General features: G+C 71.6%; 18 protein-coding genes. 9 read left to right on the top strand and 9 right to left on the bottom strand.

Translation table 11 applies throughout. From position 1 onward, the window contains the following. The first annotated feature begins 32 nt into the window (after nucleotides 1–32). The gene (locus tag AB0I67_RS04875) at nucleotides 33–1,091 is read left to right on the top strand and encodes an AI-2E family transporter (RefSeq protein WP_357917647.1); all 1,059 of its coding nucleotides are present in this window, start codon (nucleotides 33–35) and stop codon (nucleotides 1,089–1,091) included. On the opposite strand, the gene AB0I67_RS04870 is transcribed toward AB0I67_RS04875, so the two are convergent. From AB0I67_RS04870 to AB0I67_RS04850, 5 genes are all read right to left on the bottom strand, one after another. Continuing rightward, entirely contained in the window at nucleotides 1,051–1,848 is a 798-nt protein-coding gene (locus AB0I67_RS04870; protein ID WP_357917644.1) for an alpha/beta fold hydrolase, read from the bottom strand. The two genes, AB0I67_RS04875 and AB0I67_RS04870, sit on opposite strands and share 41 nt — an antisense overlap. 62 nt (nucleotides 1,849–1,910) lie before the next feature. Then, complete coding sequence (locus tag AB0I67_RS04865) at nucleotides 1,911–2,672, bottom strand: SDR family NAD(P)-dependent oxidoreductase (protein ID WP_357917642.1); 762 nt, start codon at nucleotides 2,670–2,672, stop codon at nucleotides 1,911–1,913. Nucleotides 2,673–2,683: 11 nt separating this feature from the next. Continuing rightward, nucleotides 2,684–3,391 carry an alpha/beta hydrolase gene (locus tag AB0I67_RS04860; RefSeq protein ID WP_357917639.1) on the bottom strand — a complete coding sequence of 236 codons (708 nt, stop codon included), beginning with the start codon at nucleotides 3,389–3,391 and terminating at the stop codon, nucleotides 2,684–2,686. A 13-nt stretch (nucleotides 3,392–3,404) separates the two neighbouring features. Beyond that, nucleotides 3,405–3,695 (bottom strand): ATP/GTP-binding protein, encoded by a 291-nt coding sequence (locus AB0I67_RS04855; RefSeq protein WP_357917637.1) that lies wholly within the window; start codon nucleotides 3,693–3,695, stop codon nucleotides 3,405–3,407. Then, nucleotides 3,692–5,101 (bottom strand): 3-hydroxybutyryl-CoA dehydrogenase, encoded by a 1,410-nt coding sequence (locus tag AB0I67_RS04850; RefSeq protein ID WP_357917635.1) that lies wholly within the window; start codon nucleotides 5,099–5,101, stop codon nucleotides 3,692–3,694. The genes AB0I67_RS04855 and AB0I67_RS04850 overlap by 4 nt, the downstream gene beginning before the upstream one ends. A 61-nt stretch (nucleotides 5,102–5,162) precedes the next feature. On the opposite strand from AB0I67_RS04850, the gene nucS reads away from it, so the two are divergent. The 8 genes from nucS (at nucleotide 5,163) to AB0I67_RS04810 (ending at nucleotide 12,709) form a co-directional block, all read left to right on the top strand. Further along, nucleotides 5,163–5,825 carry an endonuclease NucS gene (gene nucS / locus AB0I67_RS04845; protein WP_357917632.1) on the top strand — a complete coding sequence of 221 codons (663 nt, stop codon included), beginning with the start codon at nucleotides 5,163–5,165 and terminating at the stop codon, nucleotides 5,823–5,825. An 87-nt stretch (nucleotides 5,826–5,912) separates the two neighbouring features. Beyond that, the gene (locus AB0I67_RS04840; protein ID WP_357917630.1) at nucleotides 5,913–6,740 is read left to right on the top strand and encodes an ABC transporter ATP-binding protein; all 828 of its coding nucleotides are present in this window, start codon (nucleotides 5,913–5,915) and stop codon (nucleotides 6,738–6,740) included. After that, nucleotides 6,737–7,540 carry an ABC transporter permease gene (locus AB0I67_RS04835; RefSeq protein ID WP_357917627.1) on the top strand — a complete coding sequence of 268 codons (804 nt, stop codon included), beginning with the start codon at nucleotides 6,737–6,739 and terminating at the stop codon, nucleotides 7,538–7,540. The genes AB0I67_RS04840 and AB0I67_RS04835 overlap by 4 nt, the downstream gene beginning before the upstream one ends. Next, a complete protein-coding gene (locus AB0I67_RS04830) occupies nucleotides 7,498–8,673 on the top strand; it encodes a sensor histidine kinase (protein ID WP_357917624.1) in 1,176 nt (391 codons plus the stop codon). The genes AB0I67_RS04835 and AB0I67_RS04830 overlap by 43 nt, the downstream gene beginning before the upstream one ends. Continuing rightward, nucleotides 8,670–9,290: a response regulator transcription factor gene (locus AB0I67_RS04825; protein WP_357917622.1), complete on the top strand. Its 621-nt coding sequence runs from the start codon at nucleotides 8,670–8,672 to the stop codon at nucleotides 9,288–9,290. The genes AB0I67_RS04830 and AB0I67_RS04825 overlap by 4 nt, the downstream gene beginning before the upstream one ends. Nucleotides 9,291–9,323: 33 nt before the next feature. Continuing rightward, entirely contained in the window at nucleotides 9,324–10,796 is a 1,473-nt protein-coding gene (locus AB0I67_RS04820) for an aldehyde dehydrogenase family protein (protein ID WP_357917618.1), read from the top strand. A 143-nt stretch (nucleotides 10,797–10,939) separates the two neighbouring features. After that, nucleotides 10,940–11,485 carry a TetR/AcrR family transcriptional regulator gene (locus AB0I67_RS04815; RefSeq protein WP_357917615.1) on the top strand — a complete coding sequence of 182 codons (546 nt, stop codon included), beginning with the start codon at nucleotides 10,940–10,942 and terminating at the stop codon, nucleotides 11,483–11,485. 129 nt (nucleotides 11,486–11,614) lie between these two features. Then, nucleotides 11,615–12,709 (top strand): hypothetical protein, encoded by a 1,095-nt coding sequence (locus AB0I67_RS04810; RefSeq protein WP_357917612.1) that lies wholly within the window; start codon nucleotides 11,615–11,617, stop codon nucleotides 12,707–12,709. A 7-nt stretch (nucleotides 12,710–12,716) separates the two neighbouring features. On the opposite strand, the gene AB0I67_RS04805 is transcribed toward AB0I67_RS04810, so the two are convergent. From AB0I67_RS04805 to AB0I67_RS04790, 4 genes are all read right to left on the bottom strand, one after another. Continuing rightward, complete coding sequence (locus AB0I67_RS04805) at nucleotides 12,717–13,034, bottom strand: STAS domain-containing protein (protein WP_357917609.1); 318 nt, start codon at nucleotides 13,032–13,034, stop codon at nucleotides 12,717–12,719. A gap of 85 nt (nucleotides 13,035–13,119) precedes the next feature. Then, the gene (locus AB0I67_RS04800; RefSeq protein WP_357917606.1) at nucleotides 13,120–14,250 is read right to left on the bottom strand and encodes a histidine kinase; all 1,131 of its coding nucleotides are present in this window, start codon (nucleotides 14,248–14,250) and stop codon (nucleotides 13,120–13,122) included. After that, complete coding sequence (locus AB0I67_RS04795; protein WP_357917603.1) at nucleotides 14,251–15,366, bottom strand: ABC transporter permease; 1,116 nt, start codon at nucleotides 15,364–15,366, stop codon at nucleotides 14,251–14,253. It lies immediately after the preceding gene. After that, nucleotides 15,363–16,244 carry an ATP-binding cassette domain-containing protein gene (locus AB0I67_RS04790; RefSeq protein ID WP_357917600.1) on the bottom strand — a complete coding sequence of 294 codons (882 nt, stop codon included), beginning with the start codon at nucleotides 16,242–16,244 and terminating at the stop codon, nucleotides 15,363–15,365. Before AB0I67_RS04790 ends, AB0I67_RS04795 begins: the two co-directional genes overlap by 4 nt. Nucleotides 16,245–16,271: the final 27 nt, after the last annotated feature.

Raw genomic sequence — 16,271 nt, 5'->3', positions numbered from 1 at the left:
GTCGTTTGCCCCTTTAGTCCCAGGAGCCCCGCGTGTCCGAGCCGGAATCCCCCACGCCCGAGTACGGCCTGCCGGGCAAACCCCTGGCCCGGGGCCCGTTCCTGTTCGGGCTGATCGGCGGCCTGGGCGTGCTGACCGCGATCGCGCTGGCCCAGATGGTCATGCACTCGCTGAGCGTGATCATCCTGATCGTGGTCGCGATGTTCCTCGCGGTCGGCCTCAACCCCGCCGTCGAGGCGCTCCAGCGGCGCGGCCTGGCCAGGCGCTGGTCGATCACCGCGGTCTTCACCGGGGTGATCCTGCTGTTCGTGCTGTTCGGCGTGGCGATCGTGCCGCCGGTCAGCCGGGAGCTGTCCGCCTTCGTCACCGCGCTGCCCGGCTACTTCAACGAGTTGATGGCCAACGAGACGGTCCGCCAGCTCGACGCCGACTACCAGCTTCTCCCCCAGCTCGCCTCCTTCGTCACCGGCACGCTGGCCGGCGGCCTGGTCGGCGCGGGGCTGAACGTGCTGGGCGGCGCGTTCGACGGCATCACGCTGCTGGTCCTGATGCTGTACTTCCTCGGCTCCCTGCACTCCACCAAGGAGTACCTGCTCAAGCTGGTGCCCGCCTCGCGCCGGGCGCGCACCGAGTCGATCAGCGACCAGATCCTGGCCGGCATCGGCGGCTACGTGGCGGGCAACGTGCTCATCTCGCTGATCGCGGGCGTGGTGAGCTGGGCGTTCCTGTCCATCGCCGGCGTCAGGTACGCGCTCGCGCTCGCGCTGGTGGTCGCCGTGCTCGACCTCATCCCGCTGGTGGGCGCGACGATCGGCGCCCTGGTCGTGTCGGCCGTGGCGCTGCTGCAGTCGCTGCCGCTCGGCATCGCCTGCGCCGTGTTCTTCCTGATCTACCAGCAGATCGAGAACTACCTGATCTACCCGCGCGTGATGAAGCGCTCGGTCAACGTCACCCCGGCGGTCACCGTGATCGCCGCGCTGGTCGGCGGCGCGTTGCTCGGCATCGTCGGCGCGCTGCTGGCCATCCCGGTGGCCGCGGCGATCGCGCTGATCATCCGCGAGCTCGTGCACCCTCGGCAGGCAGCGATCTGACGAAGTCGGTCACCGCCGCGTTGAACGCCTCCGGCTGCTCGACCGCGCTGAGGTGGCCGGCCTTCTCGATGACCCGCAGGCGGGTGTCGCCGGCCACGCGGGCCATCGCCTCGGCGTCGGCGGGCGGGGCCAGCTCGTCCTCGTCGCCGACGATGACCAGGGCCGGCGCCTTGAGCGCGGCGAGCGTCTCGAAGGAGTCGGGCCGGGCGGCCATGGCCCGTTGCGCCCAGGCCACCGCCGCGGGCGGCGCGGAGCGCACGAGCTCGCGCACCCGGCCGTGCACCATCGCGCGGCGCTGCTTGGTGGTCGGGCCGACCAGGGCCGGGAGCACGTCGCTCAGCAGCACGTCGGTGCCGGTCGCGACCACCTCGCCGGCGATGCGCTCGCGGTTGGCGCGGGCCTGCTCGGTGTCGGGCGCGGCCTTGGTGTCGGCGAGGATCACGCCGAGCAGGCGGTCGGCGTGCCGGCGGCAGAAGGCCATCGTCACGTAACCGCCCATGGACAGACCGCCCACCACCGCCTGCTCGATGCCCTCGCGGTCGAGGAGCTCGGCGACGTCGTCGGCCATCAGGTCGAGGGAGGGCTCGTCGGCCGGTTCGAGCCTCGACCCGCCGAAGCCGCGCAGGTCCGGGGTCAGGACCCGGCAGGTGGCGGCCAGCCCTTCCCGCTGGGCCAGCCACATGGCGGAGGAGAGAGGGAAGGCGTGGAGGAGGACGACCGGCAGACCACTCCCCGCTGATCTCGTGTAGAGCTGCACGGATCACACCGTAACGTGCTCAGCGCGAGCCCACCTTTTCGTCATCTACCGAAATATCGGTATCAGGCGGTCGACAACCCGCCGTCAATCACCAGCACCTGGCCGGTCATGTAGCCGGAGGCGTCGGCGGCCAGGAAGAGCGCCGGGTGCGCCATCTCCTCGGCGGTCCCCCACCGGCGCATCGGCACCTGGCCGACGGTCCTGGCGCTGACCTCCTCGTCCTCCCACAGGTTGCGGTTGAGGTCGGTCGCCGTCCAGCCGGGGCACAGCGCGTTCACCCGGACGCCGGCCGCGCCCCACTCCACCGCGAGCGACTTGGTCAGCGAGATCAGCGCCGCCTTGGCCGCGCCGTACGGGGCCAGGAAGGGGGCCGACCCCAGGCCGCCGACGGAGGCGACGTTGATCACCGAGCCGGACCCGCGGCCCAGCAGGTGCGGGGCCACGGCGTGGCAGACGGCCATGGCCGAGTCGAGGTTGAGCCGCATGATCTTGTCCCAGCCGGACAGCCGCAGGTCCTTGAACTCGACCATGAAGTTCGAGCCGCCCGCGTTGTTGACCACGACGTCGAGGTGGCCCAGGCGGTCGATGCTCTGCCGTACGGCTTCCGCCGCGGCGTCGCGGTCGCTGAGGTCGGCGGGCAGGACGTGGGCCGTGCGGCCGAGCGCCTCGACCTCCTTGGCCACCTCCGCCAGCGATTCGGCCGAACGCGAGACCAGGGCGACATCGGCCCCCGCCTCCGCGTAGGCGACCGCGATGGCCCGGCCGATGCCGCGCGACGCGCCCGTGACGAGCGCCTTCTTCCCGGAAAGATCGAATGCCCGCATAGAACGAAATTCTAGTGAATCTCGGTCGGCAGCGGATAGGCCGCCGGGTTCACCCTTTTCACGATCTCGTCCAGGACGATCCGCACGTACGGCTCGCCTACCCACAGGTGCTTGGCCCCCTCGACCCCGATCACCTCGGCCTGCGGCACCCGCGCGAAGCGCCGCTCGGCCTCCTCGGGCCGCAGGTAGTCGTCGAACTCCGGCACCAGCGCGGTCAGCGGCCGCCCGAACCGCGCCCAGGCGTCGAGGTCGTCGTCGGTGGCGCGGTGCAGCGGCGGCGACAGCAGGATCGCGCCCTCGACCAGCGGGTCGTGCGCCCACTTCAGGGTCAGCTCGGTGCCGAACGACCAGCCCACCACCCACACGTGCGGCAGGTCGTTGAACTCGGCGTACTCCAGCGCCGCCGCCACGTCGAAGCGCTCGCCCTCGCCGCCGTCGAAGTGCCCGCCGGAGGTGCCGCGCTCGGAGGAGGTGCCGCGGGTGTTGAAGCGCAGCACCGCCAGGTCGGCCAGGGCGGGCAGCCGGTTGGCCGCCTTCTTGTAGACGTGGCTGTCCATGAAGCCGCCGTGCGTCGGCAGGGGGTGCAGCGTGACCAGCGTCGCGACCGGCGGCCGGTCGGCAGGCAGCGCCAGCTCGCCCACCAGCGTCAGGCCGTCGCCGGTGTGCAGCTCGATGTCCTCACGCCGGGCCGGCAGCACCGTGGCCGCTCGAATCTCCATCTGCAATGGCTCCTTAGTAACGGCTTCGGCCGGGGCCGCGGTCGAGGCGTTTGCGCCAGCACGCGGTGTGCCAGTGCCTGCGCTCCTCGTCCCCTCCCCGCCAGGCGGGCCAGGACACCAGGTGCGGCTTGCCCGGCCCGATCTCCTGGTCGCATCCGGGACAACGGTAGGCCTTGCCGGCCGAGGCGCCGGACAGGGGTCGCACCTTCCAGTCGCCGTCCGGCCACTCCTCCACGTGGTCGACGCCCGGGGGGCGGCCCAGCGGGCGTTCGTCGGCGCGGCGGCGGGCCTTGCGCGGGCTCATCGGCGCGGGAAGGCGGTCAGGCCGGCGGCGATCAGCTCCTCGAGCAGCGGCGCGGGGGCGTAGGCCGGCTCGCGGTACTCCGCGTGCAGCTCGCGCAGCCCGTCGCGCACCCGCTCCAGACCGATCGACTCCAGCATCTCGAAGGGTCCGGCCGGGTAGCCGCAGCCCAGGCGCATGGCGGCGTCGATGTCCTCGATGCCGGCGTAGCCGCTGTCGTACATCCGCACCGCGTCGTTCAGGTACGGGTAGAGCAGCGCCTCGGCCACCAGACCCGCCCGCTGCCGGCACACCACCGGCGTACGGCCCAGCACCCGCATCAGGTCGGCGGCCCCCTCGGCGGTGGCGTGCAGGCTCGGCGCGACCTCGGCCACGCCCTCCCCCACCAGGTTGACCCGCACCTCCCGCTCGCCGGTCGCCGCCAGGCCCACGTGAAGCAGCACGTCGGGCTCGGCCGCCTGCTTGAAGCCGGCCGCCTCCAGCCGCCCGGCGAGCTCGTCGTCGCCCACGACCCGGAAGGTCAGCGGCGTGCCCTTGGGCGGCGCCTGCGCCGGCGCCTCCTCCGGCCCGTAGAAGCCGTGCCCGCTCTTGCGCCCGAGCCGGCCCGCCGCGACCAGCTCCCGCAGCCCGGGGGCGGGCGCGTGCCGCCGGTCCCGGGTCTCGTCGTAGAGCACCTCCATCACCTCGTAGGAGGTGTCGAGGCCGATCAGGTCGAGCAGCGCGAACGGCCCCATCGGCAGCCCGGCGCCCTGGCGCATCACGGTGTCGATGCCGTCCCGGGTGGCCACGCCCTGCTCCAGCAGGAGGGCCGCGTGGTTGAGGTAGGGCAGCAGCAGCCGGTTGACCACGAACCCGGCGCGGTCGCCCACCACCACGGGCGTCTTGCCCAGCCGCCGGGCCAGCTCGGCCATCTCCTCGGCGACGCCGGGCTCGGTGACGACCGTCCTGACCACCTCGACCAGCCGCATCACCGGCGCGGGGTTGAAGAAGTGCAGCCCCACCACGCGGCCGGGCCGTCCGGTCGAGGCGGCGATCTTGGTCACCGGCAGCGAGGAGGTGTTGGTGGCGAGGATCGCCTCCGGCTTGCAGATGCGGTCGAGGTCGTCGAACAGGGCGCTCTTGAACGCCATCACCTCGGGGATGGCCTCGACCACCAGGTCCGCCCCGGCCAGCTCGGCCCGGTCGGTGGTCAGCCGCACCCGGCCCAGGATCGCCTCGCGCTCGTCGGGGGCCAGCTTGCCCCGCTCGACCGCGCGGCCCAGCGACCGCTCCAGATGCCCGCGTCCGCGGCTCAGCGCCGCCTCGTCGGCCTCCACGCCCACGACGTCGAGCCCGGCTCGCGCGAACACCTCCGCGATGCCCGCGCCCATCGTGCCGAGTCCGACCACTCCTACCGATTCCACCGCCATGTGTCCAGTTTTCCAGAGTCCCCGGAGTGGCCTGCTCCGATCCTCGGTAAGGTTGGCGTTCATGCGGCTGGTCATCGCGCGGTGCAGCGTGGATTACATCGGACGGCTCACGGCTCACCTGCCGATGGCGCCTCGCCTGATCCTGCTCAAGGCGGACGGGAGCGTCTCGATCCATGCCGACGACCGCGCCTTCAAGCCGCTCAACTGGATGAACCCGCCGTGCAAGCTCGCCGAGGGCGACGGCACCTGGACGGTCACCCACGGCAAGACCGGCGAGAAGCTGGTGCTGACGATGGAGGAGATCCTCCACGACTCCTCGCACGAGCTGGGCGTCGACCCCGGGCTGATCAAGGACGGCGTCGAGGCGCACCTGCAGGAACTGCTGGCCGAGCACATCACCACGCTGGGCGAGGGCTGGAGCCTGATCCGCCGCGAGTACATGACCGCCATCGGCCCGGTGGACATCCTCTGCCGCGACGCGCTCGGCGCCACCGTCGCCATCGAGATCAAGCGCCGCGGCGAGATCGACGGCGTCGAGCAGCTCACCCGCTACCTGGAGCTGCTCAACCGCGATCCGCTCCTGGCCCCGGTCCGCGGCGTCTTCGCCGCCCAGGAGATCAAGCCACAGGCCCGCGTGCTGGCCGCCGACCGCGGCATCGACTGCGTCACCCTCGACTACGCCGCCCTGCGCGGCATCGAGCCGGAGAACCCCACCCTCTTCTGACCGACGGCCGGGTCCTCCGAACGGAGGACCCCCTCGGTCCATCCGTCGATGGTGCCGCGCCGAAGCTGCCGAGAGCACGCTTGAGGCATGGAGACAGCGGTGCGAGTGAAGGGCCTGACCAGGAGTTACGGTCAGGTCAGAGCGGTCAGGGGCGTCGACTTCGAGATCCGCAGGGGCGAGATCTTCGCCCTGCTCGGCCCGAACGGCGCGGGCAAGTCCACCACGGTGGAGATCCTGGAGGGCCACCGGTCGCGCGACGGCGGCGAGGTGAGCGTGCTGGGCGTGGACCCCCGGCAGGCGACCAGGCGGTGGCGCAGCAGGCTGGGCATCGTCCTGCAGAACTCGGTGGACGTGCCCGAGGCGACGGTGCGCGAGGTGGTACGGCACTTCGCGACCTACTACCCCAACCCGAACGACCCCGACCGGGTGATCGAGCAGGTCGGGCTGGCCGAGCAGGCCGACCGGCGCATCCGTCAGCTCTCCGGCGGCCAGCGCAGGCGGGTGGACGTGGCGCTCGGCGTGGTGGGCAACCCCGAGCTGCTCTTCCTGGACGAGCCGACCACCGGCTTCGACCCTGAGGCTCGCCGTACCTTCTGGGAGCTCATCCGGAGCCTGGAGCACACCACGATCCTGCTCACCACGCACTACCTGGAGGAGGCCGAGGCGCTGGCCGACCGGGTGGCGGTGATCGCGGCCGGCCGGGTCGTGGCCGAGGGGCACCCGCGCACGCTCGGCGGCCGGGCATCGGCGAAGGCCACGGTGAGCTGGGCGGACGGCATCGAGGAGACCGACATGCCGGCGAAGACGGTGGTGCGGTTGATGGAGCGGTACGGCGGCGAGGTCCCCGAGCTCCGGGTGACCAGGCCGACCCTGGAGGACACCTACCTGCGGCTGATCGAGGAGAACGCGTCATGACCGAGACCACCCTGCCCGGTTTCGCCCGCCTCGGCCTGGTGCGGGCCGGCTACGAGCTGAAGCAGTTCTTCCGCGAGCGGGAGCAGGTCATCTTCGTCTTCTCCCTGCCCGTGGTGCTGCTCATGCTGTTCGGCTCGGTCTTCGAGGGCGAGTGGGACGGCACCGGCGTGACCGTCGCCGAGGTGTACACCGCCGGGATGATCGGCGCGGGCGTGCTCGCGGTCAGCTTCCAGAACCTCGGCATCTCGATCGCGATGGAACGGGAGGACGGCACGCTGAAGCGGCTGGCCGGCACTCCGATGCCGCCCGCCTCCTACTTCCTGGGCAAGATCCTCAGCGTCCTGGTGATGGGCGTGTGCGAGCTCGTCCTGCTGCTCACCGTGGCGGTGCTGCTCTACGGGCTCGAACTGCCCTCCGACTGGCTGACCCTCGGCTGGGTGCTCACCCTCGGCCTGGCGGCCGGCTGCCTGCTCGGCATCGCGGTCAGCAGCCTGCCGCGCTCGGCGCGCAGCGCCTCGGCGGTGGTCACGCTGCCCTTCCTGGTGCTGCAGTTCATCTCCGGGGTGTTCATCCCCTTCACCGAGCTGCCCGCCTGGCTGGTCAACGTGTCCTCGATCTTCCCGCTCAAGTGGATGTGCCAGGGCGTGCGCTCGGTGATCCTGGGGCCGGGCGGCGAGTCGCTGGAAATGACCGGTTCGTACGAACTGGGGCGGGTGGCTCTGGTGCTGGGCGCCTGGGTCGTCGGAGGATTGGTGCTGTGCCTGATCACCTTCCGCTGGAAGAGCAGGCGGGACGGATGAGCTCCGCCGGACCGCACGCGTGGGAACGGCTGTGGGGCTGGGAGGTGCTGCTCACCTTCTCCCTGGTCCTGCCCTCGGGGTACGTGCTGCTCTCCGACCGGCCGCAGAGTGAGCAGCTCGTGGTGGCCGGCTGCCTGCTGGCCATCCTCCCGCTCTACGCGTTCGTGGGCCGGCCGGCGATCGTCTCGGAGAACCTCCCGCGCAGCGTCGTCTACCTGGTGCTCATGACAGTGCTGTTCGCCCCGCCCGCGCTGCTGCTGTCCGCCTCGACGTTCGCGCTGTTCGGCCTGTGCCCGCAGTTCTTCATCGCGCTGCCGGCCCGCCGGGCGGTGATCGGGCCGGTGGTGCTGGCCACGATGCCGATGCTGCAGCGGCTGGGCCAGGACGAGCCGCTGGAGGCGTGGTTCGACCTGCTGGTGATCCTGACCACCGTGATCGTCTTCTCCAGCGTCTTCGGGGTCTGGGTGGAGCGCATCAGGGACCAGAGCCGCGAGCGGGCCGAGCTCATCGCGGAGCTGGAGTCGAGCCGGGCGGAGGTGGCCCGGCTGTCGGCCGAGGCGGGGGCGCGCGGCGAGCGCGAGCGGCTGGCCGGGGAGATCCACGACACCTTGGCGCAGGGGTTCAGCAGCATCATCATGTTGCTGCAGGCGCCCGATCCGCGGCGGAACGTGCCGCTTGCCGTACAGACCGCGAGAGAGAACCTCGCCGAGGCGCGAGCGCTGGTCGCGGCGCTCGCGCCCGCGCCGCTCGACTCCTCCACGCTGCTGGAGTCGATGCGGCGGATCACCGCCCGCACCGGTGAGGAGACCGGCGCGGACACCGCGTTCGCGACCGAGGGCGAGACGCGGGCGCTGCCGCCGGGGGCGGAGGTCGTGCTCATCCGGGCGTTGCAGGAGGGGCTGGCCAACGTGCGCAAGCACGCCGGCGCCGGGCGGGTCCGGGTCACCCTCGGGTACGGCACGCGCGAGGTGGCCCTGACGGTGACCGACGACGGGCGGGGGTTCGACCCGGCGCTCGCCGAGGGGTATGGTCTGCGGGCCATGCGCGGCCGGGTGGAACAGGTGGGCGGTTCGGTGGAGGTCGCCAGCGCGCCGGGCCGCGGGACGAGGCTCATCGTGGAGGTGCCCGCATGACGGTCCGGCTGCTCATCGTCGACGACCACCCCGTGGTACGGCAGGGCCTGCGCGGCATGCTGGAGCCGGAGCCGGGCCTGGAGGTGGTCGGCGAGGCGGGCTCCGGCGACGAGGCGGTGGTCCGTGCGGCCGAGTACGACCCGGACGTCATCCTGATGGACCTGCGGATGCCCGGCGGCGACGGGGTGAGCGCGATCGGCCGCATCCTGGCCGGCGGCGGCCGGGCCCGGATCATCGTGCTGACCACCTACGAGACCGACCAGGACATCGTGCGCGCGGTCGAGGCGGGCGCGGCGGGCTACCTGCTCAAGGACACCAGCCGCGCCGACCTGCTGGCGGCCATCGGCTCGGCGGTGCGGGGCGAGACGGTGCTGTCGCCGTCGGTGGCGACGCGGCTGGTCAGCCGGATGCGCGCCCCGGTGACCGAGTCGCTGACGCCGCGCGAGGCGGAGGTGCTGAGGCTGGTGGCCCGGGGCCTGACCAACGCCGACATCGGCCGTGAGCTGTTCATCAGCGAGACCACGGTCAAGACGCATCTGCTGCGGGTCTTCGGCAAGCTCGGCGTCTCCGACCGGACGGCCGCGGTCACGACGGCCATGGACCGAGGGTTGCTCTAGTAAGCACTGAGTTACCGGACTATCGTGACATTCATGACGACCATCACCTTCGACTCGCTCAACCCGGCCACCGGCCAGGTCGTGGGCAGCCACCCGAAGCAGGACGCCGAGGCCGTGCACGAGGCGGTCGGCCGGGCCGTGACGGCGGCCGAGTGGTGGGCCGGACTCGGCCACGCCGAGCGCCGCCGCCGGCTGCTCGACTTCAAGGCGGTCGTCACCCGCAACCTGCGCGAGCTGGCCGCGCTCGTGCACGAGGAGACCGGCAAGCCGACCGGCGACGCGACGCTGGAGATCGTGCTGGCCATCACGCACATCGACTGGGCCGCCCGGCACGCGCCCAAGGTGCTCGGCCCGCGCCGCGTCTCCACCGGCATGATCGGCCTCAACATGGCCGCGACGCTCGAATACCTGCCGCTCGGCGTGGTCGGCGTCATCGGCCCGTGGAACTACCCGGTCTTCACCCCGATGGGCTCCATCGCCTACGCCCTGGCCGCGGGCAACGCGGTCGTCTTCAAGCCCAGCGAGCTCACCCCCGGCGTGGGCGTGCGGCTGGCCGAGCTCTTCCGCGAGTCGGTGCCCGAGCACCCGGTCCTGCAGACCGTCACCGGCCTGGGCGAGACCGGCGCGGCCCTGGCCGGCGACCCCCGGGTGGGCAAGATCGCCTTCACCGGCTCCTACGCCACGGCCAAGCGCGTGATGGCCGCCTGCGCGGAGAACCTGACCCCGATCGTGGCCGAGTGCGGCGGCAAGGACGCCTTCATCGTCGACGCCGACGCCGACCTGGAGGCGGCGGCCGACGCCTGCGTGTGGGGCGCGATGTCCAACGCCGGGCAGACCTGCGTCGGCGTCGAGCGGGCCTACGTGGTCGACGCCGTCTACGAGCCGTTCATGAAGCTGCTGACCGCCAAGGCCGCCGGGCTCAAGGCGGGCCGCGAGTACGGGCCGATCACGATGCCCGGCCAGCTCGACATCATCAAGCGGCACATCGACGACGCGGCCAAGAGCGGCCGGGCGGTCGTCGGCGGCCCCGAGTCGGTGCACGCCCCCTACGTGGAGCCGGTCGTCGTCGAGGAGGTCCCCGAGGACTCCCCCGCCGTGCGCGAGGAGACCTTCGGCCCGACGATCACCGTGCGCCGCACCCGCGACGCCGACGAGGCGCTGGAGCTGGCCAACGCCTCGGCGTACGGCCTGGCCGGGACGATCTTCTCCGGCGACCGGCGGCGCGCGATGGCGCTGGCCCGGCGGATGCGCAGCGGGATGACCTCGATCAACTCGGTGATCTCCTTCGCCGCGATCCCCACGCTGCCCTTCGGCGGGGTCGGCGAGTCGGGCTTCGGCCGCATCCACGGCGCGGACGGCCTGCGGGAGTTCGCCCGGCCGAAGGCCATCTCACGGCAGCGCTTCCGGATGCCGGGGATGAACCTGACCTCCTTCGCGCGGGGCGAGGCGGAAGTGGAGCGGTTGATCCGCCTTGTCACGTTCCTCCACGGCCGCCGCAAAAGGTGATCTGTCCGGTCTTTCCCAAATAAGATCATCCGTCCATAATTGTGGGTTCTGGGGGCTCACGATCATTCGGACGAGGTGCAATGAACCGGTCTTACCGGGGAATGTCGGCTGAGCAAAGGCTGGCCGACAGACGGGAGCGGCTGATGACAGCCGCATACACGCTCTATGCCAGGCCTGGTTTCGCGGCCACGACCATCGAGCGGCTGTGCTCGGAGGCGCGGATCTCCAACCGCGCCTTCTACGAGTGTTTCGGGGGCCGCGAGGAACTGCTCCGCGCCATACACGAGCGGTGTATGGAGGAAAGCCTGGAGGCCGTGTCCAAAGCGTTACAGGATGCGGCCCCGACAATGGACGCCCGAATAAAGGCCGGAATACGGGCCTATATCGAGTTCACAACAGCGGATCCGCGCCGCGCCCGCATCATGCACCTGGAAGTTCGCAGGTCAGGGGACATCCTGAGCGGCGCCCGGCAACGGGCGGTCGAGGCGTTCGCCAGGTTGATAGAGGACGAGACGAGCCAGTATTCGGTCCCGCACCGGCACCTGCTCGCGCTGGCGATGGTCGGGGCACTCCAGGAGCTACTCATCGAATGGGTGCTGGCAGAGCCGGCACCCGCGGTGGAGGAACTCGTCGAGGTCGCCATCCACATCTTCTGCAGGTCATTCCAGGCTCCTGATTACGGAGTGTGATTACATGACGGAGTGACTCGGGGGACAATCACACCGCTAATCGGCATCTCACTTCTTCTACCCGCGGTGTCCTGCGGTCAAGTCACCGCGGATCCCCTCACCGACCGGCTCGGAATCACGAGCCGTTCGGTGATTACCGAGAATGCGCCCGCGACCCGAACTCCGGCGCCGCCGTCCGCGACGCCGGGACCCGTCTCCCGGGCTGGGCGCTCCTGGTGTCCGGAGACCGGGGGCTCCGCCGCGGTCTTCGACCGCTGCCGGCTGCGGCCCGGCGAGCGCCCGCCGCAGTTCGTGGTCATCTCCTTCGACGGTGCCGGCGTCGACGACCAGGGCTGGTTCCCCGTCTTCCGGGAAACGGCCCGCCGGACCGGCGCGCACCTGACCTTCTTCCTGTCCGGGGTGTACCTGCTGCCCGCCGGCCGCCGCGAGCTCTACCGGCCGCCGGGACGGCCGCGCGGCAGCTCCGACATCGGCTTCCAGCGGCCCGGCCGCATCGAGGAGCAGGCCGCCGAGCTGACCGCCGCCTACCGGGCCGGCCACGAGATCGGCACCCACTTCAACGGCCACTTCTGCGGCGCCACCGGCGTCAAGAGCTGGTCGGCCGCCGACTGGCGCAGCGAGATCGAGCAGTTCTACTCGATGGTCGAGAACTGGCGGGCCAACTCCGGCCACACCGGCCGGCCCGACCTGCCCTTCCGCATCCGCGACGTGGTCAAGGGCGGGCGCACGCCCTGCCTGGAGGGCGACCGGGAGGCGATGTTCAAGGCCTTCCGCGCCTACGGCTGGCGCTACGACGCCTCCGGCACCGGCCGGGTGAACTGGCCGCGGCGGCGGGCCGGGCTGTGGCAGTACCCGCTGCCCAGCATCACCGTGCCGAGCACCGGCAAGAGCGTGCTGGGCATGGACTACAACTTCTTCGCCGTCCACAGCGGCGCCCGCACCGGGCAACCGCACCTGTGGAACCGCTGGGAGCGGCAGACCACCCAGGCCTACCTGCACGCCGTCGAGCACGCGCGGCGCACCGACCGGGCGCCGGTCTTCATCGGCAACCACTTCGAGAGCTGGAACGGCGGCATCTACATGCGGGCGCTCATCACGCTCATGGAACGAGCCTGCGTGCGGGAGGGGGTGAAGTGCGTCTCCTTCGAGCAGCTCACCGACTGGCTGGAGGCGCAGAGCCCGCAGACCCTGGCCAGGCTGAACGGCCGGCCCGAGGACCGCTGAGCCGCTCTCAGGCCACCTTGGCGCGCGGCGCCTCGACGCGGAGCACCCGGTTCAGCCGGGTCACCGCCAGCACCCGCATGATCCTCGGCGGCACGTTGCGGAGCACGAGGTGACGATGCGCGCCCTGGGCGCGCCGATGCGTGCCGACGAGCACTCCCAGCCCGGTGGCGTCGATCATCTCCAGCTCGGACAGATCGACGACGAGATCACCGTCCCCGGAGTCGACCGCCTCGTGCAACCGCGGCCGCACCCCCGCGACGGTCCCCGCATCGAGCCGTGACCCGACCAGGACCACCTGGGCCTCCGGAATCCTCCTGACGCGCATGCCACCTCCTTGACCAGGCCGCTCATCACTGCAGGGAGTCGTGCATGGCCCGCTTCGGAGACCTACCCCGGTCGGCGAGGGCTATTCATGGCCCCTCCCGGAGCGGCACCCGCGCGGTGAGCACGAACCAGCCCCCGTCCGGTTCGGCCTTCACCGTCCCGCCCAGCGGTTCGAGCCGCTCGGCCATCCCCCGCAGGCCGCTGCCCAGGTCCTCGGCGGGCTTGCGGGAGACGCCGTTGTTGCGCACCTCCAGCACCGCCTCGTCCACGCTGAAGCGCAGCGTGATCGAGCACCGGGTGGCCTCGCTGTGCTTGAGCACGTTGGTCGCCGCCTCCCGCACCGCGTAGGCGAAGACCGGCGCCACCCGCTCCGGCAGTTCCCGGTACGGCAGGCGCAACTCGCAGGCCACCCCCGCCGCCTCCAGCACCCCGCGCACGCCGTGCAGCTCGGAGGTGAGGTCGAGCTCGCGATAGCCCCGGACCGCCTCGCGCAGTTCCTTCAGCGCCTGCCGGGTGAGCTGGTGCACCTCCGACAGCTCGTCGCCCGCCTCGGGCCGGCCGGCTCGCGACAGCCGTACCGCGAGCTCGGTCTTGACCGCGATGGCCGAGAGCTGGTGGCCCACCAGGTCGTGCAGGTCGCGGGCGAAGCGCAGGCGCTCCTCGGCCACGGCGAGCTGGGCCTTGGCCTCCTGGCCCTCGTGCGCCTGGACGGCGAGGGTCCAGATCCAGATCCAGACCCGGTTGCCGATCGGCAGCGAGACGCACATGATCAGGGACCACACCATCATCCCCACGTACCCGAACCCGCCGGCCCCCGGGCTCGGCAGGAACCACGCCAGCACCGCCGAGACGGCGAAGGCGCCGGCGACCAGGGCGATGGCGATGCGCTTGGTGACGCCGACGGCGGCCAACGAGACCCAGGCCAGGAGCAGGAAGCCGAACCCGAACGGCTCGCCGCCGCCCAGCACCGTGCCCGCCACCGCCACCGCCCCCGAGGCGACCACCTCGCGCACCGGGTAGCGGCGCTCGACCATGGCCCGGGTGATCCGCAACCCGAGCCAGGTGAACGCCGCGACGGCGATCAACGCGGGCACCACGCGCCACCAGTCGATCCGCTCGCGGGCCAGCATGCTGACGGCCACGATCAACCAGATCAGCCAGACTCCCGCGTTGAGCATCCGGCCGGTGGTGCGCTGCGCCCGCGCGATCGGGTCCATCTACCGCTCGCGCAGCACGCTGAGCAGGTTGACCCGCGCGCCGGTGCGGGTCACGGCCCGCTCGTAGACGCGGGAGCCGAGCGCGGCCATGGCGGCCACGGCGAGGACCATGAAGGCCATCGACAGGCCGACCTCCCAGAACGGCACGGTCGTGGCGGCCATCCGGACCGGCATCACCATCGACGACAGCGGCGGGATCATCGAGACGATGGTCGCCAGCGTCGAGGTCGGGTCGCCGGCGGCGTAGAAGGAGAAGCCGTAGGTGATCATGATGGTCATCATCATCGGGCCGAGCACGTTCTGGACCTCCTCCTGCCGGGAGACCAGCGAGCCCAGCGAGGCGGCGAAGGTGGCGAAGAAGGCGTAGCCCAGCACGAACCAGACCAGCACGCCGGCGATGACCCCCGGCATGCCCGGCGGGAAGTCGGCGGCGAAGCCCGAGGCGACCGCCGCGCCGAGGCCGACCACCAGCACGACCGCCATGTTGATCAGGCCGACCAGTCCCATGCCCAGCACCTTGCCGGTCAGCAGCTGCCAGGGGCGCAGCGAGGCGAGCAGGATCTCCACGATCCGGCTGCCCTTCTCCTCCACCACACCCATGGCCACCGCGGTGGCCGACTGGATGACCAGGCCGAACAGCACGATCACGAAGAGGAAGGCGATGCCCATGCGGGCGCCCTGATAGCGCGTGTCGGCGCCGACCGACTCCACCGCCAGCGGCGGGACGTTCACCCCGGCGGCACCCAGCTTGGTCTCGCGGTTGACGCTCTGCAGCATCACGCCGAGCTTGCTGTCGACCTCGCCGTCGCTGAGGAGCTTGTTGTCGTCGACCAGCGCCACGTCCACGTCGCCGTCCAGCACGGCCTTGGTGGCGGCGGCGCGGTCGGGGAAGGTCACCCAGTCCCACTTGGCGTCCGGCACGGCCTGGGCCATCGGGAGCTGCTTGGAGTTGACCAGGCCGATCTTGTACTCGTCGGGCCCGCCGAGCAGCGTCGGGGCGAAGGCCGCCGCGCCGACCAGCAGGGCGGTGATGAACAGGCCGATCTTGAAGGCGCGGGCCCGCAGGGTGAGGGTCACCTCGCGCTTGGCGACCAGCCACACGGTGGTCAGGCTCATGCCACGGCCTCCTTGAAGATCTCGGTGAGCGAGCGGCGCTCGACGCCGAAGTGCTCGACCCGGCCCGCCTTCATGGCGCGGCGCAGGACTTCCTGGTCGTCGCCGCCCACCGCGACGAGCAACGTCTCGCGGTCGCCGTCGGCGCTGAGCCGGCCCTCCAGGCCGTCGGCCCAGCCGGGGGCGGCGCCGCGCACCACGACCCGCAGCGCCGAACCGGCCGCGTTGCGCAGCTCCTCGACCGGGCCGGTGGCCACCATGCGCCCGGCCGAGACGATGCCGACCGAGTCGCACAGCCGCTCGACCAGTTCGAGCTGGTGGCTGGAGAAGATCACCGGGACGCCGCCCCTGGCGCGGGCCTGCAGCACCGTCACCAGGGCGTCCACCGCGATCGGGTCGAGCCCGGAGAAGGGCTCGTCCAGGATCAGCACCTCGGGGTCGTGCACCAGCGCGACCGCGAGCTGCACCCGCTGCTGGTTGCCGAGCGAGAGCTTCTCCACCTCGTCGCCGCGCCGCTCGGTCAGGCCCAGGCGCTCGATCAGGTCGTCGGAGGCCTTGCGCGCCTCGGCGACGCTGAGGCCGTGCAGCCGGCCGAAGTACTCGATCTGCTCGGCGACCTTCATCTTCTGGTAGAGGCCGCGCTCCTCCGGCATGTAGCCGATGCGCTTGCGTACCTCGGCGTCCAGCACCCGCCCGTGCCAGGCGACCTGGCCCGCGTCGGCCTGCAGCACGCCCATCACGATCCGCATGGTGGTGGTCTTGCCCGCTCCGTTGGCGCCCACGAATCCGTACATCTCACCCGGGCGCACTTCGAAGCCCACGCCGTCGAGCGCGACCTTCCCACCCGGGAACTGCTTGCGCAGTCCGGTTATCTCCAGCATCCGTCCTCATCCTCAGTCGTCTGTCGG

Source organism: Nonomuraea sp. NPDC050310, from assembly GCF_040655795.1.
In the GTDB taxonomy this organism is placed as follows: domain Bacteria; phylum Actinomycetota; class Actinomycetes; order Streptosporangiales; family Streptosporangiaceae; genus Nonomuraea.
This window is presented reverse-complemented; position numbering and strand designations above follow the sequence as displayed.